20 protein-coding genes are annotated in these 22,424 nt (G+C 72.2%); 8 read left to right on the top strand and 12 right to left on the bottom strand.

The window, feature by feature from the left end:
• Positions 1–72: 72 nt before the first annotated feature.
• Positions 73–903 carry an oxidoreductase gene (locus N8I86_RS13395; protein WP_073893665.1) on the top strand — a complete coding sequence of 277 codons (831 nt, stop codon included), beginning with the start codon at positions 73–75 and terminating at the stop codon, positions 901–903.
• A gap of 24 nt (positions 904–927) precedes the next feature.
• Here the strand turns inward: N8I86_RS13395 and N8I86_RS13390 are convergent, their stop codons facing one another.
• A complete protein-coding gene (locus N8I86_RS13390) occupies positions 928–1,485 on the bottom strand; it encodes a hypothetical protein (RefSeq protein ID WP_073893663.1) in 558 nt (185 codons plus the stop codon).
• Positions 1,486–1,670: 185 nt separating this feature from the next.
• On the opposite strand from N8I86_RS13390, the gene N8I86_RS13385 reads away from it, so the two are divergent.
• Positions 1,671–2,444, top strand: a complete 774-nt coding sequence (locus N8I86_RS13385) for an IclR family transcriptional regulator (protein WP_073893661.1) — start codon at positions 1,671–1,673, stop codon at positions 2,442–2,444.
• Positions 2,441–3,286, top strand: coding sequence for an SMP-30/gluconolactonase/LRE family protein (locus N8I86_RS13380; RefSeq protein ID WP_123437991.1), 846 nt, complete (start codon positions 2,441–2,443; stop codon positions 3,284–3,286). The genes N8I86_RS13385 and N8I86_RS13380 overlap by 4 nt, the downstream gene beginning before the upstream one ends.
• A gap of 66 nt (positions 3,287–3,352) precedes the next feature.
• Here the strand turns inward: N8I86_RS13380 and N8I86_RS13375 are convergent, their stop codons facing one another.
• The 3 genes from N8I86_RS13375 to N8I86_RS13365 form a co-directional block, all read right to left on the bottom strand.
• Positions 3,353–4,576 (bottom strand): MAB_1171c family putative transporter, encoded by a 1,224-nt coding sequence (locus N8I86_RS13375; RefSeq protein ID WP_263277850.1) that lies wholly within the window; start codon positions 4,574–4,576, stop codon positions 3,353–3,355.
• Positions 4,573–5,175, bottom strand: coding sequence for a toxin-antitoxin system, toxin component family protein (locus N8I86_RS13370; protein ID WP_185091390.1), 603 nt, complete (start codon positions 5,173–5,175; stop codon positions 4,573–4,575). Before N8I86_RS13370 ends, N8I86_RS13375 begins: the two co-directional genes overlap by 4 nt.
• A 139-nt stretch (positions 5,176–5,314) precedes the next feature.
• The gene (locus N8I86_RS13365) at positions 5,315–8,284 is read right to left on the bottom strand and encodes a glycoside hydrolase family 35 protein (RefSeq protein WP_263277849.1); all 2,970 of its coding nucleotides are present in this window, start codon (positions 8,282–8,284) and stop codon (positions 5,315–5,317) included.
• 75 nt (positions 8,285–8,359) lie between these two features.
• Here N8I86_RS13365 and N8I86_RS13360 point away from each other — a divergent pair, with 75 nt between their 5' ends.
• Together N8I86_RS13360 and N8I86_RS13355 are read left to right on the top strand one after the other, a co-directional pair.
• Positions 8,360–8,818 carry an RrF2 family transcriptional regulator gene (locus tag N8I86_RS13360; RefSeq protein WP_073893654.1) on the top strand — a complete coding sequence of 153 codons (459 nt, stop codon included), beginning with the start codon at positions 8,360–8,362 and terminating at the stop codon, positions 8,816–8,818.
• A gap of 168 nt (positions 8,819–8,986) precedes the next feature.
• Positions 8,987–9,634 (top strand): DUF4360 domain-containing protein, encoded by a 648-nt coding sequence (locus tag N8I86_RS13355; RefSeq protein WP_073893652.1) that lies wholly within the window; start codon positions 8,987–8,989, stop codon positions 9,632–9,634.
• A 12-nt stretch (positions 9,635–9,646) separates the two neighbouring features.
• On the opposite strand, the gene N8I86_RS13350 is transcribed toward N8I86_RS13355, so the two are convergent.
• From N8I86_RS13350 to N8I86_RS13315, 8 genes are all read right to left on the bottom strand, one after another.
• The gene (locus N8I86_RS13350; RefSeq protein ID WP_073893651.1) at positions 9,647–11,347 is read right to left on the bottom strand and encodes a pyridoxal phosphate-dependent aminotransferase; all 1,701 of its coding nucleotides are present in this window, start codon (positions 11,345–11,347) and stop codon (positions 9,647–9,649) included.
• A gap of 115 nt (positions 11,348–11,462) precedes the next feature.
• Positions 11,463–12,611 (bottom strand): aldose epimerase family protein, encoded by a 1,149-nt coding sequence (locus N8I86_RS13345; RefSeq protein WP_263277848.1) that lies wholly within the window; start codon positions 12,609–12,611, stop codon positions 11,463–11,465.
• A gap of 23 nt (positions 12,612–12,634) precedes the next feature.
• Positions 12,635–13,879, bottom strand: coding sequence for a multiple monosaccharide ABC transporter permease (gene mmsB, locus N8I86_RS13340; RefSeq protein ID WP_263277847.1), 1,245 nt, complete (start codon positions 13,877–13,879; stop codon positions 12,635–12,637).
• Positions 13,876–15,426, bottom strand: coding sequence for a multiple monosaccharide ABC transporter ATP-binding protein (gene mmsA, locus N8I86_RS13335; protein WP_073893645.1), 1,551 nt, complete (start codon positions 15,424–15,426; stop codon positions 13,876–13,878). Before mmsA ends, mmsB begins: the two co-directional genes overlap by 4 nt.
• A 43-nt stretch (positions 15,427–15,469) precedes the next feature.
• Complete coding sequence (chvE, locus tag N8I86_RS13330) at positions 15,470–16,579, bottom strand: multiple monosaccharide ABC transporter substrate-binding protein (protein ID WP_073893643.1); 1,110 nt, start codon at positions 16,577–16,579, stop codon at positions 15,470–15,472.
• A gap of 38 nt (positions 16,580–16,617) precedes the next feature.
• Complete coding sequence (locus N8I86_RS13325; RefSeq protein WP_263277846.1) at positions 16,618–17,583, bottom strand: hypothetical protein; 966 nt, start codon at positions 17,581–17,583, stop codon at positions 16,618–16,620.
• A gap of 138 nt (positions 17,584–17,721) precedes the next feature.
• Positions 17,722–18,735: a zinc-dependent alcohol dehydrogenase gene (locus N8I86_RS13320; RefSeq protein ID WP_263277845.1), complete on the bottom strand. Its 1,014-nt coding sequence runs from the start codon at positions 18,733–18,735 to the stop codon at positions 17,722–17,724.
• Positions 18,732–19,889: a mandelate racemase/muconate lactonizing enzyme family protein gene (locus tag N8I86_RS13315; protein WP_073893637.1), complete on the bottom strand. Its 1,158-nt coding sequence runs from the start codon at positions 19,887–19,889 to the stop codon at positions 18,732–18,734. The genes N8I86_RS13320 and N8I86_RS13315 overlap by 4 nt, the downstream gene beginning before the upstream one ends.
• A gap of 201 nt (positions 19,890–20,090) precedes the next feature.
• Between N8I86_RS13315 and N8I86_RS13310 the strand changes: the two genes are divergently transcribed.
• The 3 genes from N8I86_RS13310 to N8I86_RS13300 all read left to right on the top strand — a co-directional run bounded on the left by N8I86_RS13310 (position 20,091) and on the right by N8I86_RS13300 (position 22,347).
• Entirely contained in the window at positions 20,091–20,474 is a 384-nt protein-coding gene (locus N8I86_RS13310) for an SCO2400 family protein (protein ID WP_263277844.1), read from the top strand.
• On the top strand, positions 20,471–21,013 hold the full coding sequence (locus N8I86_RS13305; protein ID WP_263277843.1) for a hypothetical protein: 543 nt from the start codon (positions 20,471–20,473) through the stop codon (positions 21,011–21,013). Before N8I86_RS13310 ends, N8I86_RS13305 begins: the two co-directional genes overlap by 4 nt.
• A gap of 173 nt (positions 21,014–21,186) precedes the next feature.
• On the top strand, positions 21,187–22,347 hold the full coding sequence (locus N8I86_RS13300; protein ID WP_263277842.1) for a serine hydrolase domain-containing protein: 1,161 nt from the start codon (positions 21,187–21,189) through the stop codon (positions 22,345–22,347).
• The last annotated feature ends 77 nt before the right edge of the window (positions 22,348–22,424 follow it).

Raw genomic sequence — 22,424 nt, 5'->3', positions numbered from 1 at the left:
TCTTGGACGGACAAGGGCGCGGGGCGGGAGGCTGGTGGACGTCGAGAAGGACGAGACGCACGGGGAGTCGTGATGAACAAGGTATGGCTGGTGACCGGGGCGAGCAGCGGCTTCGGACGGGCGATCGGCGAGGCGGCCGTGGCCGCGGGCGACGTGGTGATCGGCGCGGCCCGGCGTCCGGAGGCGCTGGACGACCTGGTGGCCGCCCACCCCGACCAGGTGGAGGCGCTGCGCCTGGACGTGACCGACACCGCCGCCCTGGAGGGTGCCGTGCGGGACGTCGTGGCCCGGCACGGGCGGATCGACGTGCTGGTCAACAACGCGGGCCGCACCCACGTCGGCGCGGTCGAGGAGACCACGGAACGGGAACTGCGGGACCTGTTCGACCTGCACGTCTTCGGTCCGACCGCGCTCGTGCGGGCGGTGCTTCCGCACATGCGGGAGCGGCGCTCGGGGGCGATCGTCCAGATGAGCAGCATGGGCGGGCAGATGTCCTTCGCGGGCTTCGGGGCGTACAGCGGGACCAAGTTCGCGCTGGAGGGCATCTCCGAGGCGCTCGCCGACGAGGTGGCCGAGTTCGGGATCAAGGTGCTGATCGTGGAGCCGGGCGGATTCCGGACCTCGCTGATGGAGTCCGGCCGGGCCGGCGTCAGCGCGGACAGCGGGATCTACGCGAAGGTGGGGGAGACCCGCGGCTTCGTCTCCGGCGGCGACGGCACGCAGCCCGGCGACCCGGCCAAGGCGGCGGCGCTGATCCTGGCCGCGCTCGCCGCGGAGCGCACCCCGCTGCGGCTGCCGCTCGGTGAGGACGGGGTGAGCGCGGTGCTGGCCCACCTCGACCAGGTCCGCGAGGACGTCACCGCCTGGGAGAAGCGGACCAGGGCGACCGGGTTCGAGGACTGAGGCCGCGCGGCCGGGCGGGCCGGTTCAGCCGACGACGGCCGACCGCTGCAGCAGTCCCCAGGTGAACTCGGCGACCACCTCGTGCCGTACGCCCGCCCGGTCGGGGGCGGTGAACGCGAGCCCCCACCGGGTGGGGGCCGTGCCCTCCAGGGGGCGGGCCGGGGCGAAGGCGCGGGCGGCCTCGTCCACGGTGCAGGACCAGGGGACGAGGTCGTCGAGGGTCTTCGGTCTCGCCGCCGGGGCGCCGGGCGCCCGCACCAGCCACTCGTTCCACACCCCGCCGTCCGGCCCGACCAGCACCTCGAACAGCAGGTCGGGCCAGAGGGGCAGGGCCCAGCGGCGGGCCTCGCAGTCGACGTCCCCGAGCCGCCGCGGCACGACCGACTCCGGCTCGCCGAGGACCGACCGGTAGCGGGCGGCCGCGGACCGGGAGCGCGGCGAACGGACCATGGCCTGCCAGCGCTTGTTGGTCTCCCGCATCTCGGCGAGCGACACCCCGAGCCGCCGCCGGGCGTCCTCGACCAGGTCCGGATTGTGGTCGGCCATGCGGCGCAGCAGCACCAGCTGGAAGTCGAGTGGCATGCCCCCATGGTGCCCGGCGCACCGGTGTCCGGGCGCACGGACGTGCTCGCGGACCATTGCCCCGCGGAACCCGGTATGACTAGCCTGTGTTCGTCATGCCGATCGCCTGTTGAAATCTCGAACATCGGGGTGCCGACATCTTCGCATCCCGTACAGGCGCCTAGACCCAAGGGAGGGGGCCGGCCGTGGGACGTCTCGTGCCTGCCGTGACCCGGGCTCTCGACATTCTGGAGCTGTTCCTCGACGGGGACGGGACGCTCTCCGCCCCCGACATCGTGCGCAGGCTGCAACTGCCGCGCACCACCGTGCACGAGCTGGTCACCACCCTCGCGGCGCGCTCGTACATCGTGCAGGTCCCCGGCCAGCCCGGACGGTACCGGCTCGGGGTGCGCCCGTACCAGCTCGGCAGCCGCTACGCGGAGCAGCTCGACCTCGCGGCCGAGGGCCAGCAGGTGGCCCGCTCGGTCGCCGAGACCTGCGACGAGACGGTGCACGTGGCCATCCTGGAGGGCACCGACGTCATCTACATCGCCAAGGTCGACTCCACGCACGCCGTCCGCATGGTCTCCGCCGCCGGCCGCCGGCTCCCCGCCCACTGCACCTCCGTCGGCAAGATGCTCCTCGCCTCGCTGCCCGAGCAGGAGCTGGCCGCGCGGATCCCGGACGGCGCCGAGCTGACCGCGATGACCCCGAACAGCATCACCGGACCGGCCGCGCTGCGCGAGGCCCTGGCGGAGATCCGGCGCCGGGGCATCGCCGTGGAGAGCCGCGAGTCCAACCCGGACGTCTCCTGCGTGGCCGCGCCGGTCCGCGACCGCACCGGCCAGGTCGTCGCCGCCCTGTCCATCTCCGTGCCCATGATCCGCTGGAGCGAGGAGCGCCGCGCCGAACTGGAGCAGCTCGCCGTGAAGGGCGCCGCCGAGCTGTCGGAGCGGCTGGGCCACCGGAGCGCGGTATGACGGCGTACGAGGTCGCGGTGCGGGCCGGGGCGACGCTGGGGGAGGGTCCGGTCTGGGACCCGGTTTCCGGCCGGCTGGTCTGGCTCGACATCCTCGGCGCCCGCGTCCACACCTACGACCCGTCGACCGGCCGGCGCACGGTACGCACGACCGACCAGCACGTCGGCGCGGCCAAGCCCCGGGCGGGCGGCGGTCTGGTGCTCAACCTCCGGGACGGGGTGGGGCTGCTGGACCCCGACGGCACGTTCCGCTGGCTGCGCCGCGAGCCGGTGCCCGGCCGCCGCGGGAACGACGCGGCGGTGGCCCCCGACGGCTCCCTCTGGGCGGGCACCATGCGCTACGACGAGGCGACCGGCGGCGGCACGCTGTCCCGGCTGACCGGGGACGGCACCGCGGCGACGGTCCTGCCGGACGTCACGGTCAGCAACGGCACCGGCTGGAGTCCGGACGGCCGGCTGATGTACTACATCGACACCCCGACGCGCCGCGTGGACGTCTTCGACCACGACGCCGACGGGGTGCGCGACCGCCGCCCGCTGGTGGAGATCGAGGCGGGCGCGGGCTTCCCGGACGGCCTGACGGTCGACGCCGACGGATGCGTGTGGGTGGCGCTGTGGGACGGGGGAGCGGTGCGCCGCTACACACCGGCCGGCGAACTGGACCGGGTGATCACCCTCCCCACTCCGCGGACCACGGCCTGCGCCTTCGGCGGCGCCGCGCTGACCGACCTGTACGTGACGACGGCCCGCGTGGGCCTGCCGGCACCGCACCCCGTGGCCGGCTCGCTCCTGGTGATCCCGGACATCGGCCACGGCCTCCCCCAGCCGGCGTTCGCGGGCTGACCGGGCCCCGGCCCAGGGGGCTTCGTCCGGATCAGCCCGGGTCCGACCTGATCCAGACGAAACCCTCTAGACGACCCCCGCGGCCCGGTCCTCCGGTACGGCCGCCGAGGACCGGACCGCCTCCAGCGTCGCCGGATGCCGCAACGCACGGGAGATCGCGGCGATCTCGCGGAGCAGACTCGAGGGGTCCGGCCCCGTCACCGGCTCGGACCTGCGGCCCGCCCCGCCCCCGACCGCGTCCAGGATGCCCACCGCGGCGGCCAGCGCCCGCGCCCGCTCCGGCGGATGCCCCAGCGCGAGCGCCGCGTCGTACGCCCGTGTCCCGAGGTCCGCGTCGATGTGCCGGGTCAGCGGCAGCAGCACGTCCCGGATGAACGTCTCGCGCCGGGTCAGCCGCAGCTCCGGCGTGCCCCGCAGGGTGAACGGCACGCCCTCGCCGCTCACGCCCCGCATCAGCCGGTACAGCGGCCGCAGTTCGCGGTGGGCGAGCCGGATCCGCCGGCGGTCCTGCAGATACTGGCCGGCGTGCGGCAGGATGAAGCCGGCCGCGACCAGGATCGCCGACAGCGCGGCCAGCGGCGGCGCCAGGTTCGTGCTCAGCCAGTCCAGGTCACGCCCGCACCAGCGCGCGAACACCGCCGTCAGCTTGGCCCCGTTGAAGAGCAGGTTGAGCGCGTACCCGGCGCCCAGCAGCTTCAGCCCCCGGCGCAGCCAGGCGTCCAGGCCCTCGGTGTGCGCCCAGTCCCAGATCAGCCGTGAGGTGATCAGACAGGCCACGCCGTGGGCGACGAGGTAGAGCAGGATCTCCTCGCGCATGAAGGGGGTGCCGGCGTAGAAGGTGTCCAGGTCCCGCACCCGTTCCTCGGGAGTGTCGGCGAGCAGGAACAGCACCCACAGCGCGACGATCACCCCGCCGTACACCGACACCACCCGGCGCAGCGCCCGCCGGGTCGCCGCCGAGCGGTCGTACCGGCCGTTGCGCCAGGCGACGAGCAGCAGCAGACAGAAACCGGACATCGCGGTGATGAGCGAATAGCACCAGGGCGCCGCGATGTTGGGCACCCCCGTCAGCCGGTTCACCCGCACGATGGTGGACGGCGTGCAGAACACGAAGACCGCGCCGGCCAGCAGCAGCAGGCCGCCGACGGCACGCAGCAGCGGGTCCCGCCACAACCGGATGATCGAGGGCAGTTTGATCACCAGCGCGGCGGCCAGGACCGCGGTCGGGATCCAGAAGGAGATGTAGAACTCGTCGAGCAGCGCCGAGGGGTCGAGGGCGAGCCGGGTCACCGCGCGGCTCCGCCCCGTCCGCGGTAGCCGAGGGCACGCTGCACGGGGCCCGGCGGGGCGTCGCCGGCGCCGGTCACCTGGCGGCGGAACAGGGTGGCGAGGCGGTGCCCGAAGTCGTCGGCCTCGGCCTCGTCGGACTCCCGGGAGCCGTTGCGCGCGGCCACCGTGAGCGCCATGTCCCGCCAGCCGGGCGCGTCGGCGAAGGCGCGGGCCACCGCGGCCCCGGCCGGGTGCTGATGCCGGTGCCCGGCGTGCAGATGCCACAACTCGTGCCCGAGGATGACCAGTTGCTGCAGGGCCTCGGCCCGTTCCTCCACGATGACCAGGTCGAAGTCGGTGAACTCCACCCAGAGCCCGGTGACCTCGATCTCGTCCGGGAACCGTTCGAAACGCAGCTCGACCGGGCGTCCGCCGCGCAGCACGCTCATCTCCTCGCACAGGGCGCGGCCCAGCTCCCGCACTCCGCGGGGGGGTTCGGGCCGGGCCTGGACGGCGGCGGCGAGACGGCCGGACAGGGAGCGCATCCCCGGACCGGGGCGGGAACGGCGCAGCCGTGCGGTCAGGCGTGCCGACCGCCGCCGCGCGCCCGCGAAGTCCATCGGTCTCCCTCCCCACCGCCGGTGCGGCGGCCGGTCCGAGCGTACGCGCCCGGATGTGTCCGCGTCATGCGATGGGACGACCGTCGTCCGGGGCGCGAGAAGCGCGGGGGCACGGCGGCAGGGCCGCGCCCGGCGGGGCTCAGCGGCCGGGGGAGGGCACCGGGTCCACCGGTACACCGCCGGCCGCCCTGCCCAGCAGGGTCAGGCCCACCTTGCCGGGCCCCGAGTCCGTGGTGAACTCCGAGAGGACCGCCAGCGCGAGCGTGTTGGCGCCCCGGGTGCGCAGGATGCCGTTCGGCAGTACGAAGGTGTGCTGCGGGCCGACGTTGTTGATGTACTGGCCCATGTTCCAGCCGTTGAGGAAGATCTGCGCCCGGTAGGCCCGGTACGGGTCGTCCTCGAGGGTCAGCCCGATCGACGCGTCGACATCGGCCGGCACCGCCAGCCGGAACGTGGTCCGGTACCAGGTCACGCCCTGGTACCGCGCGGACCGGGGGAGCGTCACCGCCTCCCAGTCCCGGTCCCGGAAGCCCGGCAGGTGCCAGCCCTCCCGTTCCCCGTACAGCCCGCCGTTGTTCATGGGCCCGCGCACGGGGTCCGGGGCCGCCTCGCCCTGGATGCGCCAGGTGACGTCCGGCGCGGCCCCCGTGAAGGAGACGCCGGTCAGTCCGCGTGCCGCCTTGTGGGTGTCGAGCGCCTTGCCGTCCTGGTCGTGCTGCATGCGCCGGACCAGCACCGACAGCACGTGCCGGCCGGGCGAGCGCAGCCGCTCGCGCACCGGGAGGACCGCGGTGTCGGCCCAGGTGCCCTGCCGGATGGTGGTGGTCTTGTTCGGCACGGGCATCCGGTGTGTGCCCAGCGGCTCCCCGTCCAGCCAGGCCATCAGCAGGCCCTGGGTGCCGGTGCGGTAGGCGAGGGAGATCTCCTCCAGGCCCTCGGAGCCGGTGAAGACGCCCCGGTACCAGACGTCCCCGTAGTGGAAGCCGTAGTCGTCCGCGAACAGCACCGGCTGCCCCTCGGGCACCTCGGTGGTGCTGTACGACGTCTTCCGGTCGGCGACCCGCCAGGACGAGTCGTCGAAGCTCGGGCCCGCCTCCGGGTTCTCCGTCCGCATCCGCCAGCCGCCCAGCTCGGGCAGCTCCACCTCGGGCACCTCGGGCAGCAGGTCCGTGGTCATCAGGCTGCCGGCGAGGGTGGTGCGGGTGGGCAGGGTCCGCCCGTTCCACACCAGCTTGTCGATCCCGCGCGGCCCCCACACCTCCACGGTCGCCGTCTCGGTGACGTCGCCCGTCAGCCGGACCTCGGAACCGTGCACCTCGACGTGCCGCAGCAGCTTCGGGCCGTACACCAGCAACGTGCCGGACGGGGTGTCGTAGGGGAACAGCCGGACGGCGGTGGCGTCGTCGGCGAAGAGCAGCAGCAGCGGGGTCTCGCTCTCGCCGTTCTGCACCAGCACCCGGGTCAGCCCGCCCTGGCCGAGGGGCGCGCTCACATGCAGTTCGTTGCGGTCGTAGATCCAGGCGCCCTCCGGATCGAGGCGCTGCACGAACGGCTCGACCGGGCACTTCAGCACCAGTTCGGCCATGTCGTCGCGGCGCCCCGAGAACAGGGCGATGTCCTGCCGCCCCGCCGACAGGTGCAGCACGGGTTCGGCGGTGGAGTACTTCACCGTGCGCCGGCCCACCGAGAGCCCGGTCGTCACCATCCTGGCGTCCTTGCCGGGCACGGTGATCCGCAGGTCCCCGGCGTCGGTGGGCAGGTTCGTGGTGACCGCGTCGGTGCCGTCGTTGCGCGCGATGTACACCTGCGCGCCGGTGTCCGGGTTGGCCAGGTGGTAGACCTTCACGCCCTCGGCCTTCACCTCGGACGCCTTGTCCAGCTTGGCGAAGTCCGGCACACGCTGCAGCAGATGCCCGAGCTGGTGCATCGGGGCGATCTTGTCGGTGACGTTGCGGCCCTCGTCGATCGCGGCCCCGTAGTCGTACGAGGTGTAGACGACCGGTGCGGGCAGCCACCCCCAGGACGTGCCGCCGAACGTCATGTAGACGTTGTGCAGGGTCAGGCCGTTGGCGAGGTTGGTCAGGTAGAAGCGGCGCTCGTAGGCCGCGTCCCGGGTGCGCCGCGACTCGGCGTACCCCTTGCCGTCGAACCAGGCACCGCCCCACGGGTCGAACCAGCCGCCCCCGAACTCGGGCACGAAACCGGGCGTGGCCGGCGAGGCGGTGGCCCCGCCCTTCATGCCGCCGGACCCGAAGTGCCCCCAGTCCGGCGGGGTCTGGGACGGCGACGGGTAGCCGTCGAAGCCGTACAGCCAGCCGCCCTTGTCGCCGCCGGTGTCGAACGAGCCGGGGACCCAGTAGCCGTTGCGCCCCTTGTCGTTGTGGAACAGGGGCACGTCGATCCCGTCCGCGCGGACCTTCTTGTACAGGTGGGACATGTAGTCCCGGCCGGCGGCCTCGGTGACGTGGGAGTCGTACTCGTTCTCGATCTGGTACAGCAGGATCGTGCCGGTGCCCCGCGTGAACAGATGCCGGCGGGCGATCCGGTTCACCTGCGACAGCCACTCGTCCACGTGCGCGAGGTAGTCCGGGTCGAAGGTGCGGGCCGTGCCCTTCGTCGCCGTGAGCCACCCCGGGAAGCCGCCGCCGTCGACCTCGGCGTTGATGTAGGGACCGGGTCGCAGGATGACGTACAGCCCCGTCTCGGCGGCCGTGCGCAGGAACAGGTCGAGGTCCCGCACGCCCGTGAAGTCGTACCGGCCGGGCGCGGGGGAGTGGTAGTTCCAGGCCACGTAGATGCTGACGGCGTTGTAGCCGTGGGCCCGCATCTTCTGGAGGACGTCCCGCCACAGCGACGGGCTCGGCAGCCGGAAGGGGTGCAGTTCGCCCGACCACACCACCAGCCGCTTGCCGTCGACGAGCAGCGAGTAGCGGTCGTACCCGATGGTGTGCCGCTCGCCGTCGGCGCTCGGCGGCTCGGGCGCCGGGCCGGTCGGCGCGGTGCCGCCCGCGAAGGCCGAGGGCGCGCCGGGGCCGCCGCTGCCGCCCAGGGCGAGGCCGAGCGCGGCCGAGCCGGCCAGGGCACTGAAGGTACGTCTGCTGAGCGCCAAGGTGGATCCTCCCGGGCGATCGTACGGGGCGCGGGTGCGGCCATTCTCCACGCGGGTACGCCCCACAATGGACACATGAGGATCTCGGCGCGGGCGGATTACGCGGTACGGGCGGTACTGGAGCTGGCCGTACGGCAGGGTAACGGCCCGGTGAAGGCGGAGGAAATCGCCGCCGTCCAGGACATCCCGCACAAGTTCCTCGAAGGGATCCTCGGCGATCTGCGGCGCGCGGGTGTCGTCGACAGCCGGCGTGGCGGGGGCGGCGGCTACCGGCTCGCGCGGGACGCGGCGGCGATCACCGTGGCGGACGTCGTCCGGGCCGTGGACGGTCCCATCGTCTCCGTGCGCGGCGAGCGCCCGACCTCGCTCTCCTACACCGGTACGGCCCAGCCCCTGCTGCCCCTGTGGATCGCCCTGCGGGCCAATGTGCGCCGGATCCTGGAGGGCGTCACCGTCGCCGACCTCGCGGCGGACGCCCTGCCCGAGCCGGTCCGGGCGCTGGCGGCGGAACCGGCGGCGTGGGAGAACCCGTGACGGAGTGAATACCCGGAAGTGAATGGCCTGAGTTCGCTCTGCCCGGTGCTCGTGGGGCTCCCTACGCTACCCACGCCTCCCTTCCTCCTTCACAGTTGACGCACAGTTTCTTCAAAGGTGAACGGGCGGCCGGAGGCGTGACCCCCCACTCGACAACCGGGAGAAACGATGGCTGGTGGACTCCTCCTGAGCGGCGCCGTAGCCGCTCTACTCACCACCGCGCTACCCGCCCAGAGCTCGTCCCCCGTGTTCGACGACCCGCCCCCGGACAAGATCGTCATCGACGTGGCGACGGTGAACGGCTCGGGCTGTCCCGCGGGTACGGCCGCCGTGGCCGTGTCGCCGGACAACACGGCCTTCACGGTCACCTACAGCGCCTACCTGGCCCAGGCCGGGGGCAACTCCGACCCCACGGCCTTCCGCAAGAACTGCCAGCTCAACCTGGTGGTCCACGTGCCCCAGGGCTTCACCTACGCGATCGCCAGCGCCGACTACCGGGGCTTCCTCTCGCTCCAGCCCGGAGCGTCGGCGACGCAGAAGGCCTCGTACTACTTCCAGGGGTCCCCGACCACCGTGCCCCTGTCCCACCCCTACGGGGGGCCCTACAACGACGACTGGCAGGCCACCGACACCACGGACTGGGCCCAGCTCGTCTGGGCGCCCTGCGGGGTCCTGCGCAACTTCAACATCAACACCGAGCTCAGGGTGAACGCGGGCAGCGCCAACCCCGGCAAGGTCAGCTTCATGACGATGGACTCGACCGACGGTGACATCAGCACCGTCTACCACCTCGCCTGGAAGGAGTGCCCGCACTAGTCCGCGGTCCGGTCAGCCCGTCTGCCCCATCCCCGCCGCGTTCGGCCAGCTCTGGGCGTGGGGCCAGCCCGTCGCCGGGGCCGGAGACAACCCCGTGGCGGGGGCCGGGGTGGCGGGGGCCGTCATGCCGCGCACCTGCGCCGCGGTGAGCCCGCCGCGCGCCGGGACGCCGGGCGGAGTCGGCGCCGCCGCGGCCGCCGGCGCCGGCACGGGTGCCTGCACCGGGACGGGCGCGGGCGCCGGCATGGCGGCGGCCGCCGGTACCGGCACCTGCTGGGGTGCCGGCGGCTGCTGCACCGGGAACTGCGCGGGCGCCGGCATCTGCGCGGGCACCTGCATCGGTACGGGCGCCGGAGCCGGCGCGGGCACGGGCGACGGCTGGGCTGCCGCCGGCATCGGCATCCCGCCGCCGGCCGGTGACGCGGCGGCGGGGAGCGGCATGCCGGTGCCGGCGACCGGGGCGGGACCGGCGCCGAGGGCCTGGGCCGCGAGCCCCGGCACACCGGCCCCGTTGGTCTCGCTGACCAGGCGGTCCACCGCCGCCGTACCCGAGCTGTAGCTGGTCCCGGTGCCCAGCTCGGGTACGGCGGCTCCCCTCCTGGACCCGTAGAGCACCTGTTCCAGGCCGGACACCAGGCGACGCACGTCGACCTGGGGGCGCACCACGAGTCTCAGGAAGCGGCTGGAGGAGCCGATCTTGTTGCCGCACTCGCGGACCAGGATCCGGTGCTCGGTGAGCATCCGGTCCCGGACCACCGTGCCCTCGGCCCCCACGGGAAGACGGACGAAGAGGAAGTTGCCCTGGGAGGGGTAGACGGTGAGGCCGGGGAGCGCGGAGAGCTGGCTGGCCATCTCCAGCCGGTCCCGGCGCACCTGCTGGAGGCTCTGCGCGTACTCGGCGCCGTGCTCCTTCAGCATGAACACCACGTGCTCGGCGAAGGAGTTGAGGTTCCACTTCGGCAGCATCGAGCGGATCCGGCCCGCGAGCGCCGGGTTGGCGACGAGGTAGCCGAAGCGTATGCCGTGCAGGCCGAAGTTCTTGCCGAGACTGCGCAGGACGACGACGTTCGGGCGGAGCATGGCCTCCTGGACGACGCTCGGCTCGGTCTCCGCGTCGGCGAACTCCAGGAAGGACTCGTCGATCACCACCAGGTCCAGGTCGGCCATCGCGTCCATGAACTGCACCACCTGCTGGCGGCGCAGACAGCCGCCGTCGGGGTTGTTGGGGTTGCAGATCACGGCCACCCGCGTCTTGCGCACGCGGATGAACTCGGCGTACTGGGCGAGGTCCAGGGCGAAGCCGTTCGCCTCCTGGAGCGGGAACATGTCGACCCGCTTGCCCGTCTCCATCGGCTGGTCGGTCCAGCGGCCGAAGGTGGGGACCGGTATCGCCAGCGACTCGCGGACGAGGAGGTGGTCGATCCAGGTGATCAGCTCCGTGGAGCCGTTGCCCATCGCCACGCACTGCGGGGGCAGCTGGAGCAGGCTGCACAGCTCGGCCGTGATGGTGTCGGCGCCGCTCGGGTAGTAGGTGACGATCTCGCGCAGCCGGGCCGACATCTCGTCGAACATGGCCGGGGTGGGGAAGTACGGGTTGCAGGGGATGCAGAAGTCCACCGGGCCGGTCCCGTCGCCGCCCTCCCGCGTCAGCGCCGCCATCGAAGGGCTGTGCGCGGCGGTGCCGCGGAACAACGAGGTGACGTTGCCGGACAAGGGGACCTCCGTTCGGGGTGGCCCGTGCGGGGGAGCACGGGCCACCCGTGGATACGGAGGCGGGCGGGGTGGCGTTCAACTCGTGCGGTACGTGAGCCACTTCACGCCCGTGGCGCTACCTCGCCGCGAACGTGTGGATCGTCGTCGTCCGGTACCGCTGTCCCGGCCGCAGCACGGTGGAGGGGAACGACGGCTCGTTCGGCGAGTCCGGGAAGTGCTGGGTCTCCAGGGCCAGCCCGTCGCCCTGCCGGTAGGTGTGTCCGGACGGGCCGACGAGGGTGCCGTCGAGGAAGTTGCCCGAGTAGAACTGCACGCCCGGCTGGTCGGTGAGGATCCGCAGGGTGCGGCCCGAGCCCGGGTCGCGCAGCGTCACCACGTGCTCGGGACGGGCGGTCACGCCCTTGTCGAGGACGAAGTTGTGGTCGTACCCCTTGGCGGTCACCAGCTGGGGGTGGCCGACGCGGATGTCGCGGCCGATCGGCTTGGTCCGGGTGAAGTCGAACGGGGTGTGCGCGACCCTCGCCAGTTCGCCGGTGGGGATCAGGCCCGCGTCGGTGGGGGTGTACCGGCTCGCCCCCAGCCACAGTTCGTGGTCGTGGATGCTGCCGCTGCCCTCGCCCGCGAGGTTGTAGTAGGTGTGGTTGGTGAGGTTCACGACCGTGGGCCGGTCGGTGACGGCGTCGTAGTCGATCCGCCAGTCGCCGTGCCGGGTCAGCGTGTAGGTGACCTTCGTCCGCAGCGTACCGGGGTAGCCCATCTCGCCGTCGGGGCTGGTGCGGTACATGCGCAGGCCGACGTCCGGGCCCGCGGTGAACGGCTCGACGTCCCACACCTTCTTGTCGAAGCCCTCGGCGCCGCCGTGCAGACTGTTCTCGCCGTCGTTGACGGACAGCTGGTAGGTCCTGCCGCCCAGGGTGAACCGGCCCTTGGCGATGCGGTTGCCGTAGCGGCCGATGGTGGCCCCGAAGAACGTCGTCCCGGCGACGTACGCGGCGAGGTCGTCGTAGCCGAGGGAGACGTTCGCGTACCGGCCGTGCCGGTCCGGGATCTCCAGCGACTGGACGATGCCGCCGTAGGAGAGGACCTTCAGCCGGGTGCCGCCGTTCTCCAGCGACCAGCGGTGGACCTTCGTGCCGTCGGCGAGGGTGCCGAAGAGCTCCTTTGCCGGTTTCCTCCCCGAGGAGGCGTGGGCCGTACCGGCGGCGGTGGCGGCGAGGCCGGCCGCGGCCGCGCCGGCGATGACGGTGCGTCTGTTCAGTTCCATGTGCGACTCCGTTGTCTGGGCGCTTACGAACCGGACTTGCGCTTGTTCCACACGTCGAAGCCGACCGCCACCAGCAGGGCGAGGCCCTTGATGACCTGCTGCCAGTCGGTGCCGACGCTGAGGAGGTTCATGCCGTTGTTCAGCACACCGAGGACGAGACCGCCGATGATGGCGCCGAGGACGGTGCCCACACCACCGCTCATCGACGCGCCGCCGATGAACGACGAGGCGATCGCCTCGAGCTCGTAGTTGAGACCCGCCTTCGGCGAGGCCGCGTTCAGCCGGGCGGCGACCACCAGGCCGGCGAGGGCCGCGAGCACGCCCATGTTGAGGAAGACGCAGAAGGTGACCTTCCTGTCCTTCACGCCGGACAGCTTGGCCGCCGGCAGGTTGCCGCCGATGGCGTAGATGTGACGGCCGAAGACGGCGTTGCGCATCACGTAGCCGTAGCCGACGACCAGCGCGCCGAGGACGATCAGCACGATCGGCGCGCCCTTGTAGCTGGCGAGCAGCATCGTGACGACGAGGATCGCGGCACCGATGGCGACGAGCTTGAGCAGGAAGATGTTCCGCGGCAGCACCTCCAGGGCGAACTCCTGCTGACGCTTCCTGTCGCGGAACTCCTGCACGACCGTGAAGACGATCAGGGCGAGGCCCAGCAGCAGGGTGAGGTTGTGGTAGTTGGTGTCCGGTCCGGTCTCCGGCAGGAAGCCGTTGCCCAGCTTCTCCAGACCGCCCGGGAACGGGCCGAGGGTCTGGCCCTCCAGGAAGATCTCCGTCAGACCGCGGAAGATCAGCATCCCGGCGAGGGTGACGATGAACGAGGGTATGCCGAAGTAGGCGATCATGAAGCCCTGCACCGCGCCGGCCACCGCGCCCACCAGCAGGCACAGCACCAGGGCGACCGGCCAGGCCACGCCGTGCTGCACCGTGAGCACCGCGGCGAACGCGCCGATGAACGCCGTCAGCGAGCCGACCGACAGGTCGATGTGACCCGCGATGATCACCAGCATCATGCCGATCGCGAGGATCAGGATGTGACTGTTCTGCAGCACCAGGTTGGAGACGTTGCGGGGCAGCAGCAGGTCGCCGTCGGTCCACACCGAGAACAGGACGACGATCAGGCCGAGCGCGATCAGCATGCCGAACCGCCGCATGTTGTTGCGCAGACCGTCCAGCATCAGCCGCAGCAGGCCGCCGGGGGCCTGGACGCCGCTCTTTCCGGGCGGGGCCGGGGCCGGGGTCCTGGCGGTCACGTCCGTGCTCATCGGGTCACCTCTTTGTCCTTCGTCATCTGGCGCATCAGCGATTCCTGGGATGCCTCGGCCCGTGAGAACTCGCCGGTCAGCCGTCCGGCGGCCATCGTGTAGATGCGGTCGCACATGCCGAGCAGCTCCGGCAGCTCGGAGGAGATGAAGACGACCGCCCTGCCCTCGGCGGCCAGCCTGTCGATGACCGTGTAGATCTCGAACTTGGCGCCGACGTCGATCCCGCGCGTCGGCTCGTCCAGGATCAGCACGTCCGGCTCCGCGAAGATCCACTTGCTGAGGACGACCTTCTGCTGGTTGCCGCCGGAGAGCCGGCCCACGGGCTCGAAGACGGTCGGCGCCTTGATGTTCATGGAGGCGCGGAACCGCTCGGCGACCCTGCGTTCCTCGTGCTCGTCGACCACGCCGCGCCGGGCCACCCTGCGCAGCGAGGTCAGCGAGATGTTCCGGTTGACGGTGTCTATGAGGTTGAGGCCGTAGTGCTTGCGGTCCTCGGTGACGTAGGCGATGCCGTGCCCGATCGCCTCGGCGACGGTCTTCGTCCGGATCTCCTCGCCGTCCTTGAGGACCGTGCCGCCCGCGTACCGGCCGTAGGACCGCCCGAAGACGCTCATGGCGAGTTCGGTGCGGCCGGCCCCCATGAGGCCCGCGATGCCGACGATCTCGCCGCGCCGGACCGTGAGCGACACCCCGTCGACCACCTTGCGCTGCTGGTCGATCGGGTGGCGCACGGTCCAGTCACGGATCTCCAGGGCCGCGGCGGCGCCCTCCTCCGGGCGGTGCGGGGTGCGTTCCGGGAAGCGGTGGTCGAGGTCGCGGCCGACCATGCCGCTGATGATCCGGTCCTCGGTCGTGTCCGGGGCCCGCACGTCCAGCGTCTCGATGGAGCGTCCGTCCCGGATGATCGTCACCGAGTCGGCGACCCGGCGGATCTCGCCCAGTTTGTGGGAGATGATGATCGAGGTGATGCCCTGGTTCTTCAGTTCCAGGATGAGATCGAGGAGTTTGCCGCTGTCCTCGTCGTTCAGGGCCGCCGTCGGCTCGTCCAGGATGAGCAGCCGCACCTTCTTCGACAGTGCCTTGGCGATCTCCACGAGCTGCTGCTTGCCCACACCGATGTCGGCGACGCGGGTCTCGGGATGGTCGGTCAGACCGACCCGGCGCAGCAGTTCGGCGGCGTGCCCCAGCGTGTCGTTCCAGTTGACGAATCCGCGCCGGGCGTGCTCGTTGCCGAGGAAGATGTTCTCCGCCAGGGAGAGGTAGGGCACCAGGGCCAGCTCCTGGTGGATGATGACGATGCCGCGCTGCTCGCTCGCCCGGATGTCCCTGAAGCGGCAGGGCTCTCCCTCGAAGCGGATCTCTCCCTCGTAGCTGCCGTGCGGATGGACGCCGGAGAGCACCTTCATCAGGGTGGACTTGCCGGCGCCGTTCTCGCCGCAGATGGCGTGGACCTCGCCCTGACCTACCGTCAGTGAGACGTCCGAGAGCGCTGTGACACCGGGAAAGGTCTTGACGATCGAGCGCATTTCCAGGACGGGTCCCGCCATGGTCGTGCCTTCCAATCAGTGTGGGGTCGGACGGTCGGCGGGACTACTTGAGCTGGGCGGCCGTGTAGTAGCCGCCCTTGACGAGGACCTCCTCGTAGTTGGTCTTGTCGACGCTCACCGGCTGGAGCAGGTAGGAGGGGACGACCTTGGTGCCGTTGTCGTACGACTTGGTGTCGTTGACCTGCGGCTTCTTGCCCTTCAGCACGTCGTCGACCATCGTCGAGGCGACCTCGGCGAGCTTGCGGAGGTCCTTGTAGACGGTCTGCGTCTGCTGGCCGCCGATGATCGACTTCACGGAGGCGAGCTCGGCGTCCTGGCCGGTGATGACCGGCAGCGGCCTGCTCCCCGAGCCGTAGCCGTCCGACTTCAGCGCCGACAGCACGCCGATCGAGATGCCGTCGTAGGGCGACAGGACGGCGTCGACCTTCTCGCTCTTGTACGAGGAGGTGAGGATGTCGTCCATGCGCCGCTGGGCGGTGGCGCCGTCCCAGCGCAGGGTGGTGACCTTGTTGAGGGCGGTCTGTCCGGACCGTACGACCAGTTGCTTCTTGTCCATGTACGGCTTCAGGACGCTCATCGCGCCGTCGAAGAAGTACCGGGTGTTGTTGTCGTCGTTGGAGCCGGCGAAGAGCTCGATGTTGAACGGGCCCTTCTTCCCCTTGCTCAGTCCGAGCTTGTCCACGATGTACTGGCCCTGGAGCCTGCCGACCTTCTCGTTGTCGAAGGAGGCGTAGTAGTCGACGTTCCGCGAGCCGAGGATCAGGCGGTCGTAGCTGATGACCGGGATGTCGGCGTCCGCGGCCTGCTGGAGCACGCTGTTCAGGGACTTGTTGTCGATCGCCGCGATGATCAGTCCCTTGACGCCCTGCGTGATCAGGTTCTCGATCTGCGAGACCTGCTGCTCGGGGTCGTCCTCGCCGTAGACGAGCTTGGTCTTGTAGCCCTTGGCCTCCAGGTCCTTCACGACGTTCTTGCCGTCGGATATCCAGCGCTCCGAGGACTTGGTGGGCATCGCGATGCCGATGGTGGCGCCCTCGGCGCCGCCCGACTTCTCCTTGCTGCCGCCCTCGCCGCTCTGCCCGCAGGCGGTCAGCGTCAGGGCGAGCGAGGCGGCTGCGGCCGTCGCGGCGAGTGCGGCTCTGCGGTTGCGCATGGTGATCAGTCCTTGGTCGTCTCGGCGTCGGGAGGGGGTCAGGCGGTGGTGAAGCGGTGGAGCGGGCCGGGCAGCCGGGAGCCGAGCGGCGCCATGTCGCCGTCCGCGCCGTGCCGGGCGAGCAGGTCCAGGGCGAGGCGGCCGCGCCGCACCCGCTCCCGGGCGGTGTCCAGGGTCACGTCCCGCAGATGGGTCCCCCACGGGTAGATGCCGGGGGCCCTGGACAGACCGAACTTCAGGTAGAGCGGCGCGCCGCGCCGGATCAGCTCGGCGACCTCGTACATCCGCACGTAGCCGCCGAGGTCGTCCGGGGCCTCGATGTACATGTCCATGGGGGCGCGGGACACCCGGCGGATCTCGGTGAGGTGATCCAGCGTCAGATCGCTGGGCACGTTGACCGAGTCGGCGCCGAGCCGCTCGTAGACGGCGTACGAGGCCGGGTTGACGGGGCCGATCAGTGCCGAGACCTTCAGCGTGGTGCAGGCCGGGATGATCCCCGCCTCGCGCGCCCGGTGCAGGGTCCACAGCACGCCCTCGTCGGCCACCAGCAGGCAGAGGACACCCAGTTCGGTGGCGCGGACGGCGTCCTCCAGGCAGCCGGCGACGGCGTCGTGGCCGCGGGCGCGCAGTCCGGCCCCGCGCGAGTCGGAGCGCACCGAGCCGCCGATGTCCCAGGTGCCGCGCGGGCCCGTGAACAGGCAGAGCTCGATGTCGCGTTCGGCGGTCGCCTCGACCATCTCGGTGATCTCGGCGTCGGTGAGCATCCACACGCCGCTGCCCTGGCTGATCCGGTGGATCGGCACGTCGAGGCGCGAGGCCTCCTTGAGCACGATCGTCAGCGCCTCGGGACCCTCGCACGAGGGGATCTCGGTGCGCCAGCGGCCGCCGCCCGGGAAGCTGTGGGCGGAGGCGTCGGCGGGGTCGAGGGCGGGGGCGCCCAGGCCGAGGGCGGAGAGCACCTGCTCGCCGGGCCTGCGGGCCGCCGGGGCGGAAGCGTCGGTCACGGGCTGTCCTTCGTGTTCGGTATTTCGGACGTGGTTCGCAACTCGGGGCGGAGAGGGGTCCTGCCGGTGCCGCGAAAGAAGCGGCCCTCCCGGTACGCCGGCCGGCGCGCCGTCGGGTCACGCCCGGCCGGCGTACGGCTAGGGGCGGAGCAGTACCTTGCCCACCTTCGGGTCGCCGGCCCCGACCAACTCGATGGCCTGCGAGAACTCGGTCAGCGGCAGCTCGTGCGTGACGAGCGGCGACGGGTCCAGCAGTCCGGCGCCGAACACCCGCACGGTGTGCGCCCAGGCGTCCGGCGGCGCCCCGAAGACGGTGTGCACCTCCAGCTGCCGTACGACGAGGTCGGTCGGGTCGAGACCGTCCGCGCCGGGTGCCGGGATACCGGTCAGGACCAGCCGTCCGCCCCGCCTGAGCAGGGAGGCGGCGGTGCGCGCGGCCGACGCGGACCCGGCGGTCTCGACCACCACGTCGAAGTCGCCGGGGAGTTCCTGGTCCCGGGTCCGGAAGTCCGTGGCCCCGTATCCCCGGGACAGTGCCTCACGGTCCCGCCCGGTGCCCACCACCAGCAGTTCCCCGGGCGAGACGGCCTTCAGGAACTGCACGGCGAACATCCCGAGCGTGCCGGTGCCGACCACCGCGGCCCGCTCGCCCGGCCGGGCGCCGGCCTTCAGCGCCGCGGCCGCCACACAGGCGGCCGGCTCCAGCAGGGCGGCCGCGGTGAGGTCGGCGTCGTCCGCGAGGACGTGCAGCAGCCGGGCCGGCAGGGTGAGCGTCGCGGCCATGGCGCCCGGCTGGGTGAAGCCGGTCTCCTCGTAGCCGTCCGTGCACAGCGTGGTCTCGCCCGCGTGGCAGCGGTCGCAGACCTGGCAGTTCCGGAAGCCCTCGCCGACGACCTTGCGGCCGACCAGCGTCCCGGGCACCCCGGCGCCCACGGCCCGGACCGTGCCGGACCACTCGTGTCCGGGAGTGAGCGGGTAACGCACGTACCCCTCGGGCCGGTTGCCCTGGTACACCTCGCGGTCGCTGCCGCAGATGCCGACCGCGTGCACGGCCACCAGAGCCTCGCCGGGGCCGGGCTGCCGGGGCGTGTGCTCCTCGACCCGGTGGACGCCCGGCGCCTCGACGACGACCCGCGAGCTGGGCGAACTCACTTGGTGTCCTTCGGCTTGCGCTGCTCCCAGCCCTCGGCCCACAGGTCGAACCGGGCCTGCTGCTGCGGGAACTCGGCCGCCGCGTCGACGTCCAGCTCGACGCCGAGCCCCGGCGCGTCGGACAGGTGGAAGTACCCGTCGACGACCTCCGGCGCGCCCTTGACGACCTTCTTGATCTCCGCGTCCGCGAAGTCGTTGAAGTGCTCCAGGATCTTGAAGTTCGGTGACGTGAAGCCGACTTGGAGGGAGGCCGCGGTCAGCACGGACCCGCCCACGTTGTGCGGGGCGACCAGCATGTAGTGGGTCTCCGCGGTGGCGGCCAGCTTCCGGGTCTCCCAGATGCCGCCGAGGTGGCCGACGTCGGGCTGGATGATGTCCACGGCCTGGCTCTCGAACAGCTCGCGGAACTCGATCCGGTCGTGGATGCGCTCGCCGGTGGCGACCGGGATGTCGACCTTGGCGGCCACCTTCTCCAGCGCCTTGAGGTTCTCCGGCGGTACCGGCTCCTCCAGCCAGGCCGGCTCGAACGGGGCCATCTCCCTGGCCAGCCGGACGGCGGTGGCGGGGGAGAAGCGGCCGTGCATCTCCAGCATCAGCTCGGTCTCCGGGCCGATCGCGTCGCGTACGGCCTCGATGAGGGAGACGGCGTACAGGGTCCGTGCACGGTCCAGCTCGAAGTGGCCGGTGCCGAACGGGTCGATCTTCAGCGCCCTGTAACCGCGCTCGACGACCCCCTGCGCCGCCTTGTGGTAAGCCTCCGGGGTCCGCTCGGTCGTGTACCAGCCGTTGGCGTACGCCTTGACCCGGTCCGTGACCTTCCCGCCCAGCAGCTGCCAGACCGGTACGCCGAGAGCCTTGCCCTTGATGTCCCAGCAGGCCGTCTCGATCACCGCGATGCCGGACATGACGATCTCGCCGGCCCGCCCGTAGTCGCCGTACTTCATGCGGCGCACGAGGTCCTCGGCGGCGAACGGGTCCGAACCGAGGATGTGGTTGGCCTCGGCCTCCCGCAGGTAGCCGATCAGCGCGTCGGTGTGACCGAGCATCCGGGTCTCGCCGACTCCCGTGATGCCCTCGTCGGTGTGCACCTGGACGTAGGTCAGGTTGCGCCACGGCGTGCCGACCACGTGCGTGCTGATTCCGGTGATGCGCACGGCAGTTGCCCCTCAGCTGTTCGAGATTTCGTCACACGTTCGAAATGCTGGCGTGACAGTAAGGACGGCGCGGTGGGGGTGTCAATGGGTCGAACAGGTAACGGTTCCGGCACGGCGTGCGGGAGTTCTTCCGCTCGTCTACGAAACCTTCACAAGGCCGACTGGGAACTCGACCCATGCGGACTCTAGTCTTCCCGCGTCATGGACTTCTGCCACCCGTGCCAACGGCACCTCAACGGCGCCCTGGCCTGCCCGGGGTGCGGCGCGCCGGCCGAGCGGCTCGCCGTGCCCGCCCACGCCCCGGCCGGCCACGCCCCCACGGGTGCGGGTGAGCCGTACGGCGCTCCCGTCCCTGAGCAGCACCACGGAACCGCCCAGGACCACGGAACCCCGCAGGGGTACGAAGGTGTGCAGGGGTACGACGGCACCGGGGGGTACGACGCCTCGCCCGGGTACGAGCCGGGCGCCGCGGCGGAACCGGACGCCCCCGGGGAACCGGACGCGCCGGAAGCGCCGGAGTCCCCGGCGAGCCCCGGGCGGGCGGCCGGGCCGCCCGGCGAAGAGAGCGCGGCGCCGCCACCGTGAGCCCCGCCGAGGCCGACTCCAGCCGTCGTGACCGCAAGGCCGCGGCGCACCGGCGCAGACGGCGCCGGACCGTGCTCATAGCCGCCGGCTTCGTCCTGGCCGCGGGCGGACTCAGCCTCGCCGAACTGGGTACGGACGCGCCCTTCTCGCCGTTCGCCGACGACCAGCCGGCCGCGGCCCGGGACACCACGGTCGACGGCGGCTCGCCCTCCGCCGCCCCGGAGCGCACGGACCGGCCGCTCGACGACGGCTCCGCCGCCACTCCGGGCGCCTCCGTCTCCGCGTCCGCGAGCGCCTCCGCCTCCGCGTCCGCCTCGAAGTCCCCGAAGGAGAAGGACTCCGCGTCCCCGTCCGCCGAGGCCACCGGCGCCGCGCAGCAGCAGGCCACCACGGGTTCCGGCGCCACCGCGGGCGGCCCCGCCGCGCCGGCCACGACCCCGCCCGCCGCCACCCCGACGGCCGCACCGACGACCTCCGGGCCCACCCCGCGGCCGTCGCCCACCAAGACCTGCAACCGTTTCCTGTGGTGGTGCACCTGAGCCGCCCCGAGCGGGCCGCGCACCACCCTGCCGCCCTGTCCCCGACGGCCCCGCCTCCGGGCCGCGGTTGAGTCGTACGGGCACCTCCCGCCGTACCGATCCAGGAAACGCCCTGATCCGGACGGGCGTTGTGCCGAGGGGGAGCGGCGAGCCGGCTCAGTTGAGGAGAGCGGATGACGCAGGAGACCACCGTCCACGGCACGGTAGCCGAGGGTTTCGAGGCGGTGCGCGAGGAGTTCGCCGCCTTCGCCGCCGGGGAACGGGACGACTACGAGGGCCAGTTGTGCGTGTACGTCCACGGGCGGCCCGTGGTGGACCTGTGGACGGGTGAGGGCGCGGCGGGCGACTCGCTCTACGCCGTCCACTCGGCCACGAAGGGCGCGGCCCACCTGGTCACCGCGCTGCTCGTGCAGGACGGCACGCTGGAACTGGACCGCAAGGTCACCTACTACTGGCCCGAGTTCGCCGCCGAGGGCAAGGGTGCGCTGACCCTGCGGGACCTGCTCGCGCACCGCGCCGGGCTGATCGGCACCGACACCGGGTTCACCCCCGCCGAACTGGCCGACGACCGGGTGATCGCCGAGCGTCTCGCCGACCAGCGGCCGTTCTGGCGGCCGGGCACGGCCTTCGGCTACCACGCCCTGGTGATCGGCGCGCTCACCGGAGAGGTCGTCCGGCGGGCGACGGGCCGTACCGTCCAGGAGCTGTACGAGGAGCGGATCCGTGCCCCCTACGGCCTGGAGCTGTACCTCGGCCTGCCCGCCGCGCACGAGCCGCGCTTCCGTTCCGCCCGGCCGATGCTGCCCACGCCGGCGCAGCAGGCCCTCCTCGACGGGCTGCCGGCCGGTCCGCACACCCTCGCCGCGGTGGCCTTCAACCGGCACGGCACCCAGCCGACCGACCTGGAGGGCCTGGCGAACGAGCGGCTGATCCGCGCCAGGGGCCCGGCCTCGGTGGGCGGGGTCGGCTCGGCGCGGGGTCTCGCGGGGATGTACGCGGCGGCGATCAGCGAGGTCGACGGCAAGGCCCCGCTGCTGAAGGAGGACACGGTCGCGGAGTTCGGGCAGATCCACTCCGTCGGCCACGACCTGGTGGCCCGCAGGCACACCTCGTTCGGCCTGGGGTTCCAGGCGACCGCCGACACCTGGCACTCCTTCCTCGGCGCCGGCACGATCGGCCACAGCGGCGCGAACGGCGTCCAGTCCTTCGCCGACCCCCGCAGCCGGATCGCCTACGGCTACACCCGGCGCCGGTTCGCCTTCCCGGGCGGCGCGGCACCGGAGAACGACCGCCTGGTGGCGGCGGTGCACCGGGCCGCCCTCGCCGCGCGGTAGGGGGCCGGCGGGGCACCCGGGCGGGTTCGGACCACCGGGGGACCCGGGCGGGCCCGGACCGCGGAAGAGGCCGCACC

Origin of the sequence: Streptomyces albidicamelliae (genome assembly GCF_025642175.1) — a bacterium.
In the GTDB taxonomy this organism is placed as follows: Bacteria; Actinomycetota; Actinomycetes; order Streptomycetales; family Streptomycetaceae; genus Streptomyces; species Streptomyces albidocamelliae.
The sequence above is the reverse complement of the archived record's forward strand: the minus strand, read 5'-3'. Positions and strand labels throughout refer to the sequence as shown.

What these genes read in the sequence shown, in the direction of transcription:
- chvE (WP_073893643.1), bottom strand. Translation starts at nt 16,579, where the DNA reads ATGCGCAACCGCAGAGCCGCACTCGCCGCGACGGCCGCAGCCGCCTCG.
- mmsB (WP_263277847.1), bottom strand. Translation starts at nt 13,879, where the DNA reads ATGAGCACGGACGTGACCGCCAGGACCCCGGCCCCGGCCCCGCCCGGA.
- N8I86_RS13345 (WP_263277848.1), bottom strand. Translation starts at nt 12,611, where the DNA reads ATGGAACTGAACAGACGCACCGTCATCGCCGGCGCGGCCGCGGCCGGC.
- N8I86_RS13380 (WP_123437991.1), top strand. Translation starts at nt 2,441, where the DNA reads ATGACGGCGTACGAGGTCGCGGTGCGGGCCGGGGCGACGCTGGGGGAG.
- N8I86_RS13370 (WP_185091390.1), bottom strand. Translation starts at nt 5,175, where the DNA reads ATGGACTTCGCGGGCGCGCGGCGGCGGTCGGCACGCCTGACCGCACGG.
- N8I86_RS13310 (WP_263277844.1), top strand. Translation starts at nt 20,091, where the DNA reads ATGGACTTCTGCCACCCGTGCCAACGGCACCTCAACGGCGCCCTGGCC.
- N8I86_RS13360 (WP_073893654.1), top strand. Translation starts at nt 8,360, where the DNA reads ATGAGGATCTCGGCGCGGGCGGATTACGCGGTACGGGCGGTACTGGAG.
- N8I86_RS13355 (WP_073893652.1), top strand. Translation starts at nt 8,987, where the DNA reads ATGGCTGGTGGACTCCTCCTGAGCGGCGCCGTAGCCGCTCTACTCACC.
- mmsA (WP_073893645.1), bottom strand. Translation starts at nt 15,426, where the DNA reads ATGGCGGGACCCGTCCTGGAAATGCGCTCGATCGTCAAGACCTTTCCC.
- N8I86_RS13390 (WP_073893663.1), bottom strand. Translation starts at nt 1,485, where the DNA reads ATGCCACTCGACTTCCAGCTGGTGCTGCTGCGCCGCATGGCCGACCAC.
- N8I86_RS13395 (WP_073893665.1), top strand. Translation starts at nt 73, where the DNA reads ATGAACAAGGTATGGCTGGTGACCGGGGCGAGCAGCGGCTTCGGACGG.
- N8I86_RS13300 (WP_263277842.1), top strand. Translation starts at nt 21,187, where the DNA reads ATGACGCAGGAGACCACCGTCCACGGCACGGTAGCCGAGGGTTTCGAG.